The organism is Terrihabitans rhizophilus (assembly GCF_033898525.1).
GTDB lineage: Bacteria > Pseudomonadota > Alphaproteobacteria > Rhizobiales > Methylopilaceae > Flaviflagellibacter > Flaviflagellibacter rhizophilus.
Genome location: NZ_JAXAFJ010000004.1, coordinates 197,302 through 215,305, shown reverse-complemented (window position 1 = coordinate 215,305; position 18,004 = coordinate 197,302). Strand labels below are relative to the sequence as shown.

At 66.1% G+C, this 18,004-nt stretch carries 15 protein-coding genes; 2 read left to right on the top strand and 13 right to left on the bottom strand.

Translation table 11 applies throughout. The annotated features are described in order from the left end of the window. Window positions 1-2 precede the first annotated feature (2 nt). Window positions 3-488 (bottom strand): (2Fe-2S)-binding protein, encoded by a 486-nt coding sequence (locus SCD90_RS09135; protein WP_319844406.1) that lies wholly within the window; start codon window positions 486-488, stop codon window positions 3-5. 20 nt (window positions 489-508) lie between these two features. Next, entirely contained in the window at window positions 509-1,048 is a 540-nt protein-coding gene (locus tag SCD90_RS09130; RefSeq protein WP_319844349.1) for an SRPBCC family protein, read from the bottom strand. Window positions 1,049-1,220: 172 nt separating this feature from the next. Here SCD90_RS09130 and SCD90_RS09125 point away from each other — a divergent pair, with 172 nt between their 5' ends. Further along, window positions 1,221-3,512 carry a xanthine dehydrogenase family protein molybdopterin-binding subunit gene (locus tag SCD90_RS09125; RefSeq protein WP_319844348.1) on the top strand — a complete coding sequence of 764 codons (2,292 nt, stop codon included), beginning with the start codon at window positions 1,221-1,223 and terminating at the stop codon, window positions 3,510-3,512. Here SCD90_RS09125 and SCD90_RS09120 read toward each other — a convergent pair. From SCD90_RS09120 to SCD90_RS09085, 8 genes are all read right to left on the bottom strand, one after another. Then, entirely contained in the window at window positions 3,509-4,228 is a 720-nt protein-coding gene (locus SCD90_RS09120) for a phosphoribosyltransferase (RefSeq protein ID WP_319844347.1), read from the bottom strand. The genes SCD90_RS09125 and SCD90_RS09120 overlap by 4 nt on opposite strands. Continuing rightward, window positions 4,225-5,790, bottom strand: coding sequence for a GMC family oxidoreductase (locus tag SCD90_RS09115; RefSeq protein ID WP_319844346.1), 1,566 nt, complete (start codon window positions 5,788-5,790; stop codon window positions 4,225-4,227). Before SCD90_RS09115 ends, SCD90_RS09120 begins: the two co-directional genes overlap by 4 nt. A gap of 35 nt (window positions 5,791-5,825) precedes the next feature. Beyond that, window positions 5,826-6,335, bottom strand: coding sequence for a hypothetical protein (locus SCD90_RS09110; protein ID WP_319844345.1), 510 nt, complete (start codon window positions 6,333-6,335; stop codon window positions 5,826-5,828). A gap of 5 nt (window positions 6,336-6,340) precedes the next feature. Next, the gene (locus tag SCD90_RS09105) at window positions 6,341-7,180 is read right to left on the bottom strand and encodes a carbohydrate ABC transporter permease (RefSeq protein ID WP_319844344.1); all 840 of its coding nucleotides are present in this window, start codon (window positions 7,178-7,180) and stop codon (window positions 6,341-6,343) included. An 11-nt stretch (window positions 7,181-7,191) separates the two neighbouring features. Next, complete coding sequence (locus SCD90_RS09100) at window positions 7,192-8,118, bottom strand: carbohydrate ABC transporter permease (RefSeq protein WP_319844343.1); 927 nt, start codon at window positions 8,116-8,118, stop codon at window positions 7,192-7,194. Between the two features lie 82 nt (window positions 8,119-8,200). Then, complete coding sequence (locus tag SCD90_RS09095) at window positions 8,201-9,610, bottom strand: extracellular solute-binding protein (RefSeq protein ID WP_319844342.1); 1,410 nt, start codon at window positions 9,608-9,610, stop codon at window positions 8,201-8,203. A gap of 34 nt (window positions 9,611-9,644) precedes the next feature. Beyond that, entirely contained in the window at window positions 9,645-10,928 is a 1,284-nt protein-coding gene (locus tag SCD90_RS09090) for an ABC transporter ATP-binding protein (protein ID WP_319844341.1), read from the bottom strand. Then, window positions 10,925-12,025 carry an ABC transporter ATP-binding protein gene (locus SCD90_RS09085; protein ID WP_319844340.1) on the bottom strand — a complete coding sequence of 367 codons (1,101 nt, stop codon included), beginning with the start codon at window positions 12,023-12,025 and terminating at the stop codon, window positions 10,925-10,927. Before SCD90_RS09085 ends, SCD90_RS09090 begins: the two co-directional genes overlap by 4 nt. A gap of 320 nt (window positions 12,026-12,345) precedes the next feature. On the opposite strand from SCD90_RS09085, the gene SCD90_RS09080 reads away from it, so the two are divergent. Then, the gene (locus SCD90_RS09080; protein WP_319844339.1) at window positions 12,346-13,980 is read left to right on the top strand and encodes a Na/Pi symporter; all 1,635 of its coding nucleotides are present in this window, start codon (window positions 12,346-12,348) and stop codon (window positions 13,978-13,980) included. A 4-nt stretch (window positions 13,981-13,984) separates the two neighbouring features. On the opposite strand, the gene SCD90_RS09075 is transcribed toward SCD90_RS09080, so the two are convergent. Genes SCD90_RS09075 through SCD90_RS09065 form a run of 3 tightly spaced genes read right to left on the bottom strand, consistent with a single transcriptional unit; the run spans window position 13,985 to window position 17,877 of the window. Beyond that, on the bottom strand, window positions 13,985-15,151 hold the full coding sequence (locus tag SCD90_RS09075) for a PP2C family protein-serine/threonine phosphatase (protein WP_319844338.1): 1,167 nt from the start codon (window positions 15,149-15,151) through the stop codon (window positions 13,985-13,987). A 12-nt stretch (window positions 15,152-15,163) separates the two neighbouring features. Then, window positions 15,164-15,535 (bottom strand): response regulator, encoded by a 372-nt coding sequence (locus SCD90_RS09070; RefSeq protein WP_319844337.1) that lies wholly within the window; start codon window positions 15,533-15,535, stop codon window positions 15,164-15,166. Then, window positions 15,535-17,877 (bottom strand): response regulator, encoded by a 2,343-nt coding sequence (locus SCD90_RS09065; RefSeq protein ID WP_319844336.1) that lies wholly within the window; start codon window positions 17,875-17,877, stop codon window positions 15,535-15,537. The genes SCD90_RS09070 and SCD90_RS09065 overlap by 1 nt, the downstream gene beginning before the upstream one ends. Between the last annotated feature and the right edge of the window lie 127 nt (window positions 17,878-18,004).

Here is an 18,004-nt window from a genome sequence, read left to right as displayed (position 1 = left end):
GCTCAGCTCCGCGTGGCCGGCATGGCCGTCTCACGGGCGCCGGCGATGATGGCCGTGACGATGTTGTGGTACCCGGTGCAGCGGCAGAGATTGCCCTCCAGCTCGGTTCGCACCTGATCGGCCTCCAGAAAGGGGCCATGACGGCGGACCATGTCGAGGCCGGCCATGATCATTCCCGGAGTGCAGAACCCACATTGCAGCCCGTGATGCTCCCGAAAGGCCTCCTGCATCGGATGCAGCGCTCCGCTCCCCGCCAGCCCTTCGATGGTCGTCACCGTTCGGCCGGAGGCCTGCACCACCAGAACGGCGCAGGACTTCACCGCGGCGCCGTCAAGCTGCACCAGACAGGCGCCGCACTGGCTTGTGTCGCAGCCGACATGCGTGCCGGTAAGCCGAAGATGATCCCGTAGGAACTGGACGAGCAGGGTACGGGGGTCGATCTCGGCCGACACGGGCACGCCGTTCACGGTCATGCTGATTGGGGACATCATGCGGTCCTGCATCGGATTCAAGGAATGATGTCTGCCACGTCGGCAGTCGCGGGTGCGACCACTTCGCCGAATTTTCCGAAGAACTCGGCCGCGAGTTTGCGTGCGGTGCTGTCGATCAGGCGCCCGCCGAGTTGGGCGATTTTGCCCCCGACATCGGCCTGCGCCTCGTAGTTCAGGAGCGTCGCCCGGCCATCTTCCTCCAGCCAGACGCGGGCGCCGCCTTTGGCGTAGCCGGCCACCCCGCCTTTGCCTTCCCCGCTGATACGGTAGCCCTTTGGCGCATCGATGTCCGACAGCGTCACATTCCCAAGAAAGGATGCCTTCATCGGTCCGATCTTGAGGGTGACGGACGCCTTCATCTCGGTGGGTGACAGGGCTGTGATCTCCTGGCAGCCGGGAATGCAAAGGCGCAGCACATCCGGATCGTTCAGGGCCCGCCAGACGTCCTCGCGTGACGCCTCGATGCGCTGCTGGCCTGTCATGTCCACGGGAACGGTCCTTATGCGCAGGAAGAGCCGGCGGCTCTTGGAACCCGCCCCTGAAACTGCAAGCCGCATGCCATCCCTCTGTCGTGCCCCGCCCGGGCGGGACATGGCTCCGATCTCCGGGAGAATGCCGTAACATCGTCCAGTGTGCCCGTCTTCAAGGCAATGCGCATATCACTTCGCATTGCAGCCGTGCGGGGCATGCTGGCCTGGATTTCGCATAAGGCGATGCGGAGGACACAGCATGAAGTTCGGCGTTGGGCAGCCATTCCGGCGTGTGGAAGACATCCGGTTCATTACGGGGCAGGGCCACTACACCGATGACTACCGCTTCGAGGGGGAAGCCTATGCCGCACTGGCTCGGTCGAGCGTGGCGCATGGTGTTCTGAAAGGGGTGGATGCCGAAGCAGCGCGCGCAATGCCGGGCGTGCTGGCTGTCTTTACCGCGGAGGATCTCGCACGAGACGGAATTGGCACAATGCCGGTGACCATCGTGCTCGATCATGCCGAAGGCGGACGCATGCCCTTGCCACCCCGCCCGCTGCTTGCGACCGGAAAGGTGCGCTATCTTGGAGAACCGCTGGCGTTCGTGGTGGCGGAAAGCGCGCAGGCGGCGATAGAGGCGGCAGAGGTCGTGGAGATCGTTGTCGATGAGCTGCCGGCCGTCGTGGTCCCGGATGCGGCGTTCGCACCCGGCGCCCCGCAGCTCTATGAGGACGCGCCCGGCAATCTTGCGCTGCACTGGAGCATCGGCGATCTCGAAGCCGCCGACGCGGCGCTGGCCGCCTCCGAGCGCGTGATCTCGCTGGCATTGGTCAACAACCGGATCGTCGTCAGTTCGCTCGAACCCCGCAACGCCATCGGTTTGCACGATGCGGAAACCGGGGATTTCACGCTCGTCACCGGCAGCCAGGGCAGCCATATGCTCCGGGCGTGGTTCTTCGAGGCGGTGTTCGGCCTCCCGCCGGAGAAGCTGCGCGTCATCACGCCCGATGTCGGTGGCGGCTTCGGCATGAAGGCAGTGCCTTATCCGGAGCAGGCGCTGGTTCTCTATGCCGCGCGTGCGCTCGGCCGTCCCGTGCGCTGGCAATCCAGTCGCGCCGAAGCCTTTCTCAGCGACACGCAAGGCCGTGACAACCGCTCCCTTGCCCGCCTTGGCGTCGACCGCGAGGGCCGCTTCACCGCGCTGACGGTCGAAACGCAGGCAAGCTGCGGCGGCGCGCTATCGGCTTTCGGCGTGTATTGCCCGACGCTGGCTGGCCCCCCGATGGCGCCCGGCGTCTACCGCATCCCGGTCGTCGCGACCGATGTCCGCATCGCCTACACCAACAATGCGCCGATGGACGCCTATCGCGGGGCGGGCAGGCCGGAAGCGACCTATCTGATCGAGCGGCTCGTGGACCATGCGGCGCGCGAACTCGGCCTCGCGCCGGACGATCTGCGCGCCCGCAACATGATCGGCGCGGGCGAAATGCCCTTCACCACGGCAACGGGGCTCGTCTACGATTCCGGCGATTTCGAAAGCGTGATGCGGGCCGGCATGGCAGCTGCGGACTGGTCCGGCTTCGGCCTACGCAAAGCGGCCACGGGCGATGGCCTCATGCGCGGCATCGGCATGGCCTATTACGTCGAGCGCACCGGAGTTCCCGGCAAGGAAGGCGCGGTCGTCGAGATCGGAGCGGATGGCAAGGTCGTGCTGCATGTCGGCACCCAGTCCACCGGCCAAGGGCACGAGACGACCTATGTCCAGATGCTGGCGGAGAAGCTGGGCGTCGAGCCCCAGCACATCCAGGTCCGCACGGGGGACACCACGCAGCCGATGCCCTCCGCAGGCGGCACCGTCGCTTCGCGCACCATGGTGCATGGCGGCGGTGCGCTGAAGCTGGCGGCCGAGGCCGCGATTTCCGAGGCGTGCGCGCACGCGGCCCGGATGCTGGATGCGCCGCCGGAACATCTAGCCTTCGAGGACGGGTTGTTCCGACTGGCGGGCACCAACCGGCACCTGTCCTTGCTGGACGTGGCCGCCCATGCCGGCGGCATTTCAGGCACCGGAGACTTCGAGCAACTGGCCGGCACCTTCCCCAATGGGGTCCATGTCTGCGAGGTCGCGGTGGAGGTCGAGACCGGGCGCATCCACATCGAGCGGTTCACGGTGGTGGACGATTTCGGACGCGTGCTGAACCCCCTCATCCTCGCCGGGCAGGTCCATGGCGGCATCGCGCAGGGCATCGGTCAGGCCATGACCGAGCATCTGGTCTATGACGAAGAGACCGGCCAACTGCTCTCGGGCAGCTTCATGGACTACGGCCTGCCGCGCGCCGACGACCTGCCCTTCTTCGATGTCTCGACGCAGAACGTGCCGTGCACCACCAATCCTCTCGGCATCAAGGGTGCGGGCGAAGCCGGTGCCATCGGCGCTCCCCCGGCCTTGGTCAACGCCGTGATCGACGCGCTGGCGCCGCTGGGTGTGAGGACTTTGGACATGCCGCTCACGCCGGCCCGGGTGTGGGAGGCCATTCGCGCGGCCTCGGTCTAGGGCACGGGCGGCATGGTTCCCGGCAAGGGCCACCAGCCGTCTTCCCGCCGTTCGAACAAGGGACAGCCATAGACCGCGCGCACCGGCACCGGAGCGTCGTCCCGAGAGAGCGGGATTTCCCAGCGGTTCGACTGCTTCATCGCGACGACGACGCCGGCCACCTCCGCGCCGGCACGCCGCAGCAGCCTGAGCGCGGCAAGCGCGGTGCGTCCCGTCGAGATCGCGTCATCTAGCACCACAACACGCCGGCCCCTGATCAGCGGCAGAAGATTGGGGTCTAGCCTCAGCCTCTTGCCGGCTTCCGGACTGGTGATGGAGGCCACGGGCTCGGACAGATCGTCCGCGTACCAGAACTTGCGGGAATAGCCGAGCGGCACGAAGCGCGGCTGGCCGAGTGCCTCCGCGACCTGGGCCGCGAAGACGAGGCCCAGCGTCGGCAAACCTACCACGATGTCTGCCGCGAGCGGGCGCGCAGCATCCGCCATGTGCATGGAAAGCGCGCGCACAACGCCGTGCGAGGCCTGGTTGGCGATCAGCGAGGCCACGGCGTGCGATCCCTCCGGCAACTGCCGCAAGGGAAGAACGAGAACCGCGCCGGACGGAAGCTGCACGGGGTAGCCATGACGATGCGGCGGCGTGGCGGAAAAGCCCGCCGGCACCTCGCCATGCAGGTCCTGCCAGTAGCCGAGCGTCGGCTCCGTGAACCCCTCGGTCAAAGCCCTCCTGCTGCCATGCGGTTGGCCATGTACTCGGCCTGCCGGATCGCGAGGGCCACGATGGTCAGCGTCGGATTGCAGGCGCCGCCGGACGCGAAGCCGCTGCCGTCCGCGATGAAGAGGTTCGGCACCTCGTGCGTGCGGCCGTGCCTGTCCACCACCCCATCTTCGGGCCGCGCCGACATGCGGTTCGAGCCGAGATTGTGGCTCGCCGGGTAGGCCGGTGCCTCGATGCAGCGCCGTGCACCGGCGGCCTTGTGGATGGCCGTCAGCGTCTTGTAGCCGTGGCTGCGCATGCGGGTATCGTTGACGTGGTCGTCGTAATGGATGTTGGCGACGGGGACCCCGAACTCGTCCAGTTCATCGGTGAGCGTGACGCGGTTGTCCGCCTGCGGCATGTCCTCGCCAGTCATGAAGATGCCGGCCATGTTGGCGTATTGCTCGATGACCGACACGAAGTCGCGCCCCCACCAGCCCGGTTCCATAAGCGCGGCCGTGGTGGGCAGGCCCATGGAGTTCAGCTCCACGTAATAGCCGCCGGCAAAGCCACGCGAAGGATCGTGCCGGGCGAAGTCCTTGATGAGGCCGGTCATGATCTCGCCCCGGTGCATGTTCACCGGCTTGTCGAACACCGACCACACCGTCTGGATGAGGTGGCGCAGATAATGCCGCCCGACATGGCCCCAGCCATTGGCGAGGCCGTTGGGATAGCGGCCCGTGGCCGAGTTCAGCAGGATGCGCGGGCTCTCCACGCAATTGCCGGCCAGCACCACGGCGCGCGCCCTCTGCCGCTGCATCACGCCGTGCGGGTCCACGTAGACGACGGCGGAAGCGAGGCCATTCTCGTCGTGCTCGATGCGGATGGCGCGGCATTGCGGGCGCAGGTCCAGCCTGCCGGTGGCAAGGGCGCGCGGCAGTTCCACGTTCAGCGTCGACCAGCGCGATCCCGTCTTGTCGCCCGTGATGGTGAAGCCGTCCTGGATGGTTGCGGGACGGCCGTCATAGGGCACGGAGTTGATGGCGTGGCGGCCGGTCGAGACCTGTTCGAGGCCCAGGTTCTTGGCGCCCCAGTACATGACCTTGAAGTTGTTGTTGGGCGGCAGGGGCGGCAGGCCGTTCGTGCCCGTCACGCCCATCTTGGCCTCGGCCAGTTCGTAATAGGGCTCAAGTTCGTCGAGCGTGATCGGCCAGTCGATGAGCGTGGTGCCGGGGATGTCGCCATAGACGCTGCGCGCCCGCATCTCGTCCTCGATGAGGCGGTAGCAGCAGGCCGACCAGTGCACGCTGGTCCCGCCCACCACCTTGCAGTGCCAGCTGGGCGAGAGCGCGTGGTCCTTGGCGACGCGCCAGGTGCCCGAGGATGTGCGCTTGTCCAGCCAGGACAGCATCTCGTAGCCGCCCCATTCGTCGTTGACGAAGTCGTCTGCCGTGAGATGCTTGCCCGCCTCCAGCACCACCACCTCGACGCCGCGCCGGGTGAGTTCATGCGCCAGCGTGCCGCCGCCCGAGCCCGAGCCGATGATGACGACCACGCCGTCGTCGTCGAGTTCATAGCGTGCCATGATGGTCCGTCCGTGCTTGCAGGTAAGGAGGCCGGTCAGACGCCGGCGGGGACCGGCGGCAGCCAGTCGAGGTCGTCGAAGCCGCGGCGGACGTAGCCGCCGAGATGGACGGAGGCGCCCTCGTAGCCGAAGGCCTCCCAGACCTCGACGTCATCGTAGAGGAACCGGACCGCCGAGCGCTGGACGAGAAGGAACGCCATCGAGCCTTCCATGCCCTTGAGCACCGCCACCCGGTAACCTTCCGAAAGGTCGCGGAAGGCCAAGGGCATCGCGCCGTCGGCCCCGTCCACGAATTCGGCGAAGATCTGCGCCATGGCAGGGGCGCGTGTGGCCAGCCGGTCGATGGCATGCACGGTGCGGCGGTAGACGCGGTCCGGCAGGCCATCGTGCGGGTAGAGAGTGCGAACCGCCAGCACGAGCGTCTCCGCCATCTGGGCGTCGAACGTGCCGAGCGTCTCCACCCATTCGGGTCCTTCCGGAAGGTCCACCGGCGGCGGCAGCTTCGGGTCCTTGTGCGCGATCCGGGTGACGGGGCTGTCGGTCATGGCGTCTATCCCTTCACGGCGCCGAGAGTGAGGCCGCGCACGATGTGGCGCTGCAGCACGAACACGACGGCAAGCACCGGGAGCAGCGCCGTCATTCCGACCACCGCCATCTCGCCCCAGCGCACGCCCTGGCTGGTGATGAGCTTCGGGATCGACACCGGCAGGGTCTCGACGCCTCGCCCGCCGAGCATGAAGGCGAAGAGGAACTCGTTCCACGCGAAGATGAAGCAGAGCACGGCGGTGGCCACGATGCCGTTGCGCAGGAGCGGGAACACGACGCGGCGGAAGATCTGCAGCTTGGACCAGCCCTCCAGCGCGGCGGCCTCTTCCAGTTCCTTCGGCAGGTCGCGGCAGAAGCTGCGCAGCACCCAGATGTAGAACGAGAGGTTGAACGTCATGTAGGCGAGCGTGAGGCCGAGGAATGTGTCCAGCAGGCCGACCTTGGCGAAGATCAGGTAGAACGGGATGACGAGGCACACCGGCGGCGCCATGCGCGAGGCCAGGATGAACAGGAAGAGATCATCCTTGGCCCGCATTTCGAACCGGGCGAAGGCATAGGCCGCGGGCGTTCCGATGATGACGACAAGCGCGGTCGAGATCGTGCACAGCACGAAGGAGGTCAGCAGGTGCCAGTGGAAACCCTGTGCCAGCACATAGGTGAAGTGCTCGAGCGTGGGCGTGAACAGCCACTGTGTCGGCCGCGCGAACATGGCTTCGTTCGGCTTGACCATCATCGTCGCCATCCAGAAGATCGGGAACAGGACGACGAGTGCGTAGATGACGGTGACGGAGGTCCAGAACACGCCGCTGCGGGCGGTGGGTTCGGTCACGGAGGTGGCGGCCATGGCGCGGGCTCCTAGAAGGCGTTCAGGCGCTTCTTGGCGACCTGGTAGAAGACGTTGCAGAAGATGAAGAAGGCGATCCAGACCAGCACCGCCAGCGCTGACGCCTCGCCGATGTTCCAGAACTCGAAGGTCATCTTGTTGGCGAGGATGCTGGGCGTTTCGGTGGAGGTGCCGGGGCCGCCGCCGGTCAGGATGTAGATCGTGTCGAAGACCTTGAAGGCATCGATGAAGCGCAGGAGCCCGATGACCGCGAGGAGGGGCGTCATCATCGGCAAGGTCAGGTGGAAGAAGATCTGGAACGGCCCTGCGCCGTCCACCGCCGCCGCGCGGTAAGGCGCGAGCGGAAGCGCCTGCAGGCCCGCGAAGAAGGCCAGCATCATGAAGGGCGTCCACTGCCAGATATCGACGAAGATCAGCGCGTAGAGCGCAAGGTCCGGCGAGGCGAAGATCGAGGTTTCCTGCAGCAGCCCGAACCTCTCGAACACGTTGAACGAGATGAAGCCCCACGAGCCCGCCAGCATGATCTTCCACAGCAGGCCGACGACGATGGGCGCCATCATCGCCGGCATGAAGAGCAGCGGAATGAGGATGGAGCGCCCCTTCACGTTCTGGTTCAGCACCATGGCGCCGGCCAGCCCGAGCATGAACTCGATGGGCACGGCAATCGCGACGAAGGTCACCGCGGTCCCGATGGAATTCCAGAACCGCGGGTCGGACAGCAGCGCGCCGTAGTTCTCGAACCAGATGAAATCCTTGACGCGGCCGAACTTGGCCTCGTGGAAGCTCAGATAGATCGCGTAGATGAACGGGATCAGCGAGACCACCACCAGCGTCAGCATGGACGGTGCGATGAGCAGATAGGGATACCAGGTGCGTCCGCTGTGCGGCTTCCGCACGGTCGCGATCTCAGGCGAACCGGCATGCGTTACGCTGGTCATCTCGGCCTCTGAAGTTGTTTGCATGGTGCCGGAGGCGGCGCGCCGCCCCCGATATCACCGTTGACCCTTGTGTAATGCCGCGTCAGAGCAGGCATTCCTCACAGATCTTCAGCATTTCAGCCTGGCCCTTCCTGGCCCCGTCCTCCGGCGAGATGCGGCCAAGGCCGACCTCCTGCGCCACGCCGCTGAGGGCGTCGTAGAGCTCGTAGAACTTCGGCATCTTCGGCTTGGCGGTGGCCACTTCGAGGGTGGACTGCATGGCCGCGAAGAGCGACGGATTGGGATTGCTCTTGATGGCATCGAGCGCCCACGCGCTTTCGCGGATCGGCACGCCGCCCTTGCCCATCTCGATCAGCTTGTCCTGCTGCTTCCGGTCGGTCAGCCATTGCAGGAAGATGAAGGTGGCCTCCGGGTTACGGCTCGCCTCAGTGATGACCGTGACGGAGGGTTCCGCCTCCGCATGGCGCTGGCCTTCGCGGCCGGCCTTTGCCGGCACCGGCCCATAGACGAACTTGCCGGCGAGCGGCGACACGCCGGGCTTGTCGATGCCCAGAACGAAGTCCGACCAGGCGATGGACTGCGCGGCGATGCCGTTGCCCATCACGGTGGGGACGTCGACCAGCGAGTATTCCGCGATGCCGGGAGGCGCGAACTTCCACAGTTCCGCCCACATCTTGAGCGCCGCCACGTTCTCGGGGCTGTCGAAGATGGGTTTGCCCTTGGCGTCGATGATGTCGCCGCCATAGTTCTTCATGAAGTTGTTCCAGAGCGCGGGGAAGGTCGAGCCGCCCTTGATGCCCTCGAGCACGATGCCGTAGAAATCGCTCTGCAACGTTTCGCCGGCGAGCTTCTCGCCCTTCTTCCGCGTGAAGAACTCGGCGATGTCGCGCATCTGCTCGATGGTCTTGGCGGGCGCGAGATCGTAGCCGTACTTGGCCTTGAACGCGGTCTTCTCCGCCTCATTGCCGATGAGGTCCGCGCGCGTCCAGTAGACCTGATTGTAGTTCCAGTTGATGAACGAGTACTGCTTGCCGTTCGTGAAGGCCGCCGTCTTGTAGGGCTGCTGGATGAAGTCGGCGGTGTTCAGGTCCGGATTGGAGAGCTTGGGATCCGCCACCAGCTTGTCGATGGGCAGGATGGCCTCGGCCGAGAGCATTGGGCCAAGCTGGAAATTGTGCAGCATCACGGCATCGTAGAAGCCACGGCCCGACAGCATGTCGGCTTGGCCCTTGTTGATGACCTCGAAGTGGTTGAGCAGTTCGTACTCGACCTTGATGCCCGTTTCCTTCTCGAACTCGGGCACGATCTTGGCCAGCGTCTCCTGGAGCGGCGTGATCTCGTCCAGAACTCGGATCGTGGTGCCGGTGTAGGGCTGCGCCGCCTTCTTGTAGAAGCTGTCCTCCGCATGGACCGCCGGCGCCACGAGGGACCCGGGGATCAGAGCCGCAGAGGCCGCCAAGCCCGCAGCCAAAGACAAGAACCTGCTCTTCATCGCCCTGTACCCCCTGAAGTGTCTGGATGTCCGCCTAGAGCGGGGCAGGCAGCGCCTGGCCCGTCTCTTCGTCGAAAATGGTGATCGCCTGGCCCGGAAAGGTGGGCGCGATCGTCCGGCCGATGCCGGCGCCTATTCCGCCGCCCGCTTCCGCCGCCGCAGCCATGCTGGTCTTCACCTTGATGAGGTGATTTCCGATGTCCACGGTGACGATGGCGTGCTTGCCGAAAGGCTCGTTGGAATAGATTTCGGAGCCCGTCGCCGTGCCTTGGGCAAGCCCCAGCGCATCCGGCCTCACCCCTAGAACGATGCCCCGGNCCACGGTGACGATGGCGTGCTTGCCGAAAGGCTCGTTGGAATAGATTTCGGAGCCCGTCGCCGTGCCTTGGGCAAGCCCCAGCGCATCCGGCCTCACCCCTAGAACGATGCCCCGGCCGCTGGCCCGTGTCGCAGCCTGCGCGGCGGGGCCTTCCAGCGGAATCCGGAGCTGGCGGCGGACGAAGAAGACGGCGTCGCCGGATTGTTCGATGGTGCCGGGGATCAGGTTCATCGGCGGATCGCCGAGAAGCCGGGCCACCTGTATGTTCGCCGGGCGTTCCCAGAGGTCTTCGGGCGTGCCGACCTGTTGGATCACGCCGCCATCGATGACGGCGATGCGGTCGCCGACGGACAGCGCCTCCATGCCATCGGGGGTAGACCAGATCGTCGGGGAGGCACCGCCGGACAGCCTTCGGCGGATTTCCCCGCGCAGCTTGTGGCGGAGCTTGGCGTCCAGGTGCGAGATCGGCTCGTCGAGCAGCAGAAGCCCGGGCGACTGTACCAATGCCCGGGCAAGGCCCACCCGCTGCTTCTGCCCGCCGGACAATGCGCCGGGAAGCCGTTCGCCGAGGTGGTGGATCTCAAGGAGCTTCAGGACCTCGTCCACGACGGCCGCGACCGATTGCGGGTTCGTGCCCTGCCGTCCATTGGGGGCCATGAGCGGCGAGAGCGCGTTCTGCCGCACGGTGAGGTGAGGGTAGAGCGCGTAGGACTCGAACATCAGCGCCACGCGGCGGCTGCCCGCCGGCACGCCGGCCATGTCCTTCCCGCCGAGCAGTACGGTGCCGTCTTCGGGGTGCTCAAGGCCTGCCAGAATGCGGCAAAGCGTGGTCTTACCGGCTCCGGAGGGCCCCGTCAGCGCGAGGATCTCGCCGGGCGCGACGTCTAGCCCGACGTCCGAAAGCACCTTGTGCTGGAAGGTCTTTGATATGCCGCGGATCGACAGCCCGTGGCGCGACGCTCCGGCCGTCACGGCCGCCGCGTTGAAGGGCGCGTTCATGGCTGCGCCTCGAGGTTGAGCCCGCTCGCGGCATCGAAGACCAGGACGCGGTCAGGCGGGATCTCCACGCCCACCGGATCTCCCGCCCGCCAGTGCGACGGGCCGGCGATCTCGGTGACAAAGCTTTGGCCGCCTTCGGCGCCGCTCAGCCGCACCGTCAGCACATCGGCGTCTCCGCGCGGTTCGCGGTAGGAGACGACGCCTGCAAAGGTGCCGGAGGTGCCCTCGGCATGCAGCCCGATATGCTCGGGCCTGACGCCGGCGACGATTTCGCCGCCCGATGCGCGGGCGAGCTTGTCCGCACGGTCGCGTTCCAGCATTGCCGACCAGCTGCGGCCCGCCAGCACGCCATGACCCTCGGACACGGCGGGAACAAGGTTCATGGGCGGCTCGCCGATGAAGTTGGCCACGAAGAGGTTGATGGGGTGCTCGTAGAGCTCTTGCGGCGCCCCCACCTGCTGCAGCACGCCATGGTTCATCACCGCGATGCGATCGGCCATGGCGATGGCTTCGGTCTGGTCATGCGTGACGAGGATTGACGTCACGCGGCGCAGCTTCTGGAGGCGCTTGATCTCGGCCCGGAGCTGCACCTTCTGGTCGGCATCGAGATGGGAGAGCGGCTCGTCGAAGAGGATCACCTCCGGATCGCGCACCAGGGCGCGGCCGATGGCAACGCGCTGCATGGCGCCGCCCGAGAGCCCGCGCACGTTCTGGTCCGCCATGCCCCGCAAGCCGAGGAGCTGCAGCACCTCGCCCACGCGCTCGGAAGCCGGCTGACCGGCCTGGCCGCGGACCTTCAGCGGGAACGCTACATTCTCCCAAACCGTCATCTGCGGGTATAGGCCGTAATCCTCGAACACCATGGCGATGTTGCGCTCGCCAGGCGAAAGCCGGGATACCGGGCGTTGACCGAAGTAGATCTCGCCGGCTGACACCGTCTCGATGCCGGCAGCCATCTTCAGCGTCGTGCTCTTGCCGCAGCCGGAAGGACCCAAAAGGGCCAGCATCTCGCCCTCGGCGCAGGAGAGATCAAGCGTCTCGACAGCACTGGTCGGCCCGTACTGCTTCGAGACAGAGACAAACGACAAAGACGCCACGCGTGCACTCCCCGCTTGGGGTGGCTCCTTCAAGTCTCGTGCCAAATCGTGCGGGAAGCGAATAACGCTTCGTTTCAGCCGGCCGCCTGAATTCTCTGCCGCAAATAGGAGCAGAGAGATTGAAGCGAGTGCATTCGATCACCAGTGCATTCTGTTGATGAGGCGCGCCGAGGACCGCCGGTACCGTCGCGGCAGCGGTCCGATCTGGTGAGGAGCATAGGGGCCGGGCCGGTCTCGCGCGTTAAGGGCAGGCGGCTGTCATCATGCCGTCGCGCTAACGTGCTGCTTCCTTTCTCGAGAGCCGCAGCTCGACAGGTAACATGGACATACTGACATCCATCCTGGGCGGGCTCGGGCTCTTCTTCATCGGCATCAAGGCGGTCAGCAGCAATCTCCAGCAGCTTGCGGGGCGGCGGGCGCGGAACGCCATCAACCGGCTGACAGCACGGCCGCTTGCACCCGTCCTCCTGGGCGTGCTGCTGGGCGCGCTGACGCAAAGCACCAATGCCGTCACCGTCATCGCCACCAGCATGCTGGGCTCCGGCCTGCTGACCATGCGGCGCGCCGTGCCGGTCGTCGCATGGTCGAATGTCGGCACCTCGGGGCTCGTCCTGCTTGCCGCGATCGATATGAGGGTGGCGGCGCTCTGGCTGCTGGGCCTGACCGGGTTTGCCGGTTATTTCGGCTGGGACAAGGGCGGCAAATGGCGGCCCGCGCTCAACGCGCTGGTCGGGCTCGGCCTGCTGTTCCTCGGCCTCACCATCGTGAAAGCCGGCGCGGCGCCCATGCGCGATGTCGCCGCAGTGCGCGATGTGCTGTCGCTTGCCAATGGTGCGCTGATCCCGCCTCTCGCGCTCGGCGTGCTGGTGACGCTCGTCGCGCAATCCTCCTCGACGGTGTCGATCCTCGCGATCACCTTCGCGGCCGCGCAGCTCATCACCTATGACCAGACGGTCATGATCGTCTATGGCGCGTCGCTCGGCTCGGGGCTGTCGGTGCTGCTGCTTGCGCGCAGCTTCTCCGGCAGCCCCCGGCAGCTCGTCCTGTTCCAGGCGCTGTTCAAGTGCCTGGGCACGATGCTGTTCCTGCTGCTCTACGTCATCGAACACGCCATGGATGTGCCGCTCGTCCTGGCCCTGTGCGATCTCCTTGCCGCCGATCCGTCGCGAAAGGTCGGCTGGCTGTTCCTGATGCTGCAGCTCTGCACGGCACTGGCCCTGACGCCGTTCACCGGCATCCTGCTGGGCCTGATCGCCCGCTTCTCGCCTCCCAGTGCAAGCGAGGACCTGTCGCGTCCCGCCTTCATCAACGAGCAGGCCCAGCAGGATGCGCCGACGGCGCTCGACCTTGCCGAGCGCGAGCAGGAGCGGCTCATCGCGCGGTTTCCGGCCATGCTGGAAGGCGTCATCGACGGGGGCGGGACCGGCGACGTGCCACGACCCGTTTTGTCGGGTTCGAGCGAGCATCTCGAACGCGAGATCGCGGAATTCCTGAAGGCGCTGATGGAAGCCGGACTTGAGCGCGAGACGCTGGACCACGCCGTCGGCCTCAATGCCCGCAACGTGCTGCTGACTGGATTGCGCGAAACGGTCGATGAGTTCGCGACCACGCTGGAAAGCGTGCAGGGCCGGATGGATGCTCCGCCCCTGATCAGCGGGCTTGCCGAAGCGCTGCACACCTTGCTGTGGCAGATGGAGGAAGCCACCCGCTCCCGTGACACGGACGACATCGCCATGCTGCTCGACCTGACCCGTGACCGGGGTGAGATGATGCAGGCGCTGCGCAGCCGGGCGGTGGCGCAGGATGCGGGGCTTGCCTATGACCTGCACGACGCCGTGTTCCGCGCTTCGGCGCTGTTCGAGCGCGCAGTTTGGCTCCTCCGGCGCCTGGCGTTTCAGGTGCAGCAAGCGCCGGGCGCCGATCTGGAAGTGGAAAGCCCGGCCGTGACGGCCTAGCTTTTCAGGAAGGCAGGGTCAGCAGGATCGCGGCCACGTCGTCATAGGCGGGCTGTTCTCCCTCATGCACCCGGACGAGATCGGCCAAGTTGCCCAGTGGGTCGGCCGCCGCATCATCCAGGGCCGCCAGAAAGCAGGCAACCGGCTCCTCGCCGAACTGCACGTCCGCGCGATCGACGGCCTCGGTGATTCCGTCGGTGACGACGAGGAGGCGCGTTCCACGGGCGAGAGGGACACGTTCGGAGCGGTACAGGGCTCCCTCCATCGCACCCAATGGCAGGCCGCAGCGCGCGGTCAGCCGCTCCACGGTCCCGTCGGCCGCGCGCAGGAAGGGTGGCACATGCCCGGCGCAGACATAAGCAAGCTCACCCTCGGCGGGATCGAAGCTCCCGAGGAAGAACGTCACGAACATGTTGGAGGCGTTGCGGGCGGAGAGGCTCTCATTGACCAATGTTGCCGCCTGCTCGGGCCTTGCGAACAGCGCATCGGCATCGGGACGGGTGGAGAGACCGCGAAGAAGGGCGTGCGTTCGCGCCATGACGAGGGCGGAACCCGCGCCCTTGTCCGACACATCTCCCAGTACCAGCACCACCCGCCCTTCGCCGACGACGAACCAGTCCACCAGATCGCCGCCGACTTCACGGGCGGGCTCCAGCAGCACGTCGACCCGAAGCGGCACATCCCTCAACTCGCCGCAAAACGGAGCAGGCACGAGGGCGAGCTGGAGGTCGCGCGCTTCGTTCAACTCCATCCGCTTGCGTTCCAGTTCGGCACGGGTCTGGTCGCGAAGCTGCTTCTTTTCGATGGTGGCTGTCACCCGCGCCTTCAGCAGAACCGGGTTGAAAGGCTTGAAGACGAAATCCTCGGCACCGAGTTCGAGGCAGCGCACCACGGGCTCAATCTCGTTGAGGGCCGAGATGACCACGACCGGAAGGTCGGACCTGCCCTGCCGCTTCAGTTCCTCCAGCACCCCGAAGCCGTCGAGCTCCGGCATCATGATGTCCAGCAGCACCAGATCGAAGCCCCGGCGCGCGATGGCGTCCAGCGCCTCCACCCCGTTCTCCGCCTGCTCGATCTGCTCGATCCCCAGCCGCCGGAGCCGCCGGATCAGGATGTCCCGGTTGTCGGCGACGTCGTCCACGACGAGCACGACTGCATCTTTGATCGCCACCGTGCGCTCCGCTCAGGCCAGGGACGGCAGCAAAGCGGTGATCTTGCCCAGGAGGCGCGGCAGTTCGACGGGCTTGGTGTCGAACTCGTCGCATCCGGCGGCCAGCGCCTGCGCGCGGTCCTGCTCCATCGCGTGCGCGGTCAGCGCGATCACGGGGATGCCGGCGGTCTCCGGATCGGCCTTCACGCGTCGCGTGGCCTCCCAGCCGTCGAGGACAGGTAGGCTCATATCCATGAGGATGAGGTCGGGCTTCGCGGATTTGGCGAGGTCCACGCCTTCCTGCCCGTTCACCGCCAGCACGACATCGAAGCCGTTGCGGATGAGGCGCCGCGACAGCATGTCCCGGTTCATCTCATTGTCTTCGACCAGCAGGATCCTCGGCATCAGCGTGCTCCCGTGCGGGCGATGGCGGACAAGGCTGAGCCCAGGGTCGCGATGGGCTGGGCGGCCTTGCTCAGGATCAGCAGCGTGTTGCGCGCGAGGAAGGCCCGTTCCTCGTCGGTGAGGTCCTTCGCCGTCAGCACGATCACCGGCAGGTCCGCCAGTTCGGTCCTGCCGCGCACCCGCTGCAGGAAGTCCATGCCGTCCATCACAGGCATCATCAGGTCGAGCAAAACGAGGGATGGCGCGGGATTGGCGGCGAGCCAGTCAAGCGCCTCCGCGCCGTTCTGCGCCTCCGCCACCTCGACGCCGCACTCCTCAATGGTCTTGCGCATCAAGGCTCGCACGTCGGCGTCGTCGTCCACCACGAGGACCAGGCCGCCTTCATTGTCCGGCGCGAATTTCCGAATCAGGTCGACGAGGCGGCGGCGATCGATCGGCTTCGTCATGTATTCGGATGCGCCGAGGGAGAACCCCAGGTTCCGGTCGTCCACTATCGTCAGCATGATGACGGGGATGGACGCCAGATCGGGATCGGATTTCATGAGACCGAGCAGGGACCACCCGTCGATCTTCGGCATCATCACGTCCAGCGTCACCACGTCCGGCGGATCGGCGCGCATGATGTCGAGCGCTTCGTTGCCGTCGCGGGCGTGGCGAAGGCTGTAGCCCTCCTTGCCGAGGGTCGCCGCGAGAACGTCGTGGACCGCCGGATCATCGTCGACGATCAGCACCTTGATCGAGCCATCACCTCCTCCGAGCACGCCGGGCGCGGGAGCGGGGATGGCTTCGGCTGACTGGAACGTGTTTTCCGTCTCGGCGGGCAGGCGGATGGTGAAGGTGGAGCCGAGGCCGAGCGTGCTGGACACGCCGATGCTGCCGCCCAGCATGGTGCAGAAATGCCGGGTGATGGTCAGGCCGAGGCCGGTGCCCCCGAAGTTGCGCGTGGTGGACGAGTCTGCCTGCGTGAAGGCCTGGAACAGCCGCGAAAGCTGCTCCTCGTCCATGCCGATGCCGGTGTCGATGACCGCCAGTGCCATTCCGGGGCGGCCGTCCTCCAGGTCCTCTCGCGAGATCCGGAGCGTGACGGTTCCGTTCTTCGTGAACTTCGCGGCATTGCTGAGGAGATTGATCAGGCTTTGCTTCAGCTTGGTGACGTCGGTGCGCAGCGATCCCAGATCGGGCGCGCAATCCACGACAAGCGTGTTGCCGTTCTTCGCCAGCAGGGGCGAGATGATGACCCTTACCTCGTCCAGCAGGCGGGTCAGCAGGACCGGCTCGATATAGACATCCATGCGGCCGGCCTCGATCTTGGACAGATCGAGAATGTCGTTGATCAGGCCGAGCAGGTGTTTGCCGGCGCCTTCGATCTTCGACAGGTCGGCCACGGTGGTATCGTCGCCGCGATCCTGCGCGTCTTCGATCAGGATCTCGCTGTAGCCGATGATGGCGTTCAGCGGCGTCCGCAGTTCGTGGCTCATATTCGCCAGGAATGCCGACTTCACGCGGCTTGCGGATTCCGCCGCCTCCTTGGCCTCGACCAGTTCGCGCTCGGCACGCACGCGGTCGCTGATGTCCATAAGGCTGGCAATGACCGCCGCCCGTCCCTGGAATTCCAAATCGACGGACGAAACGGCTGCGTGGCAAACCGTCCCGTCAGGCCGCTCGAAGCGGAACTCCGTGCGCGTGGCGTTTGGCCGGGCGATCAGTTCGCCCAGCACGCGGCCTCGTTCGGGATCGTCGAAGAGTGCCTCCACGGTCTGCCCCATCAGGTCTTCAGCGCGGCGGCCCACCAGTTCGCAGAAGCAGGGATTGAGGTGCAGGATGCGGTGGTCCCCGAGGTCGACGATGACGAGGCCGACCGGTGCCGCCGCATCGATGGCGCGGAAGCGCTCCTCGTCGTCACGGAGCTTCATCTCCGCGAGCTTGCGTTCCGTGATGTCGGTGTAGATGGCGATGAAGCCGCCGCCGGGCACCGGATCGCGTCTGACTTCAAGGACGGTTCCGTCCGGCCGCGTGCGCTCGAACCGGTGCGAGCTCTTCAGCATCGCCAGCCGCTCGTTGAGCTTGTCCTCCACGGAAGCCGTGCCGAACTCGCCGCGCTCGCCGAGATAACGGATGTAGTCGGAGAAGGTGCGGTCCGTGCCCAGGAACTCGTCCGGCATCTCCAGATACTCGCGGAACAGGCTGTTCCAGGTGACGAGACGGTGCGCGCCGTCATACATGGCAACGCCCTGCGCCATGTTCTCCAGCGTCGCCCGCAGCAGGACAGCTTCCTGGCCGGCATCGACTGCGGGCGCCGTCGTCTCGTGCTCCGTCCGGGGCCGTCTGGGATCTGTCGTCATGTTCCGCCCCGTTACGTGCCGTACCGGCTTAAGTACTGCATCCTTCCAGCGGGAAGCACTGAAAACCAGATCTACCCGTGATTTCATCAGGGTTGGTTACGCGGGCTTTACGATGCCTCTGCTTCGG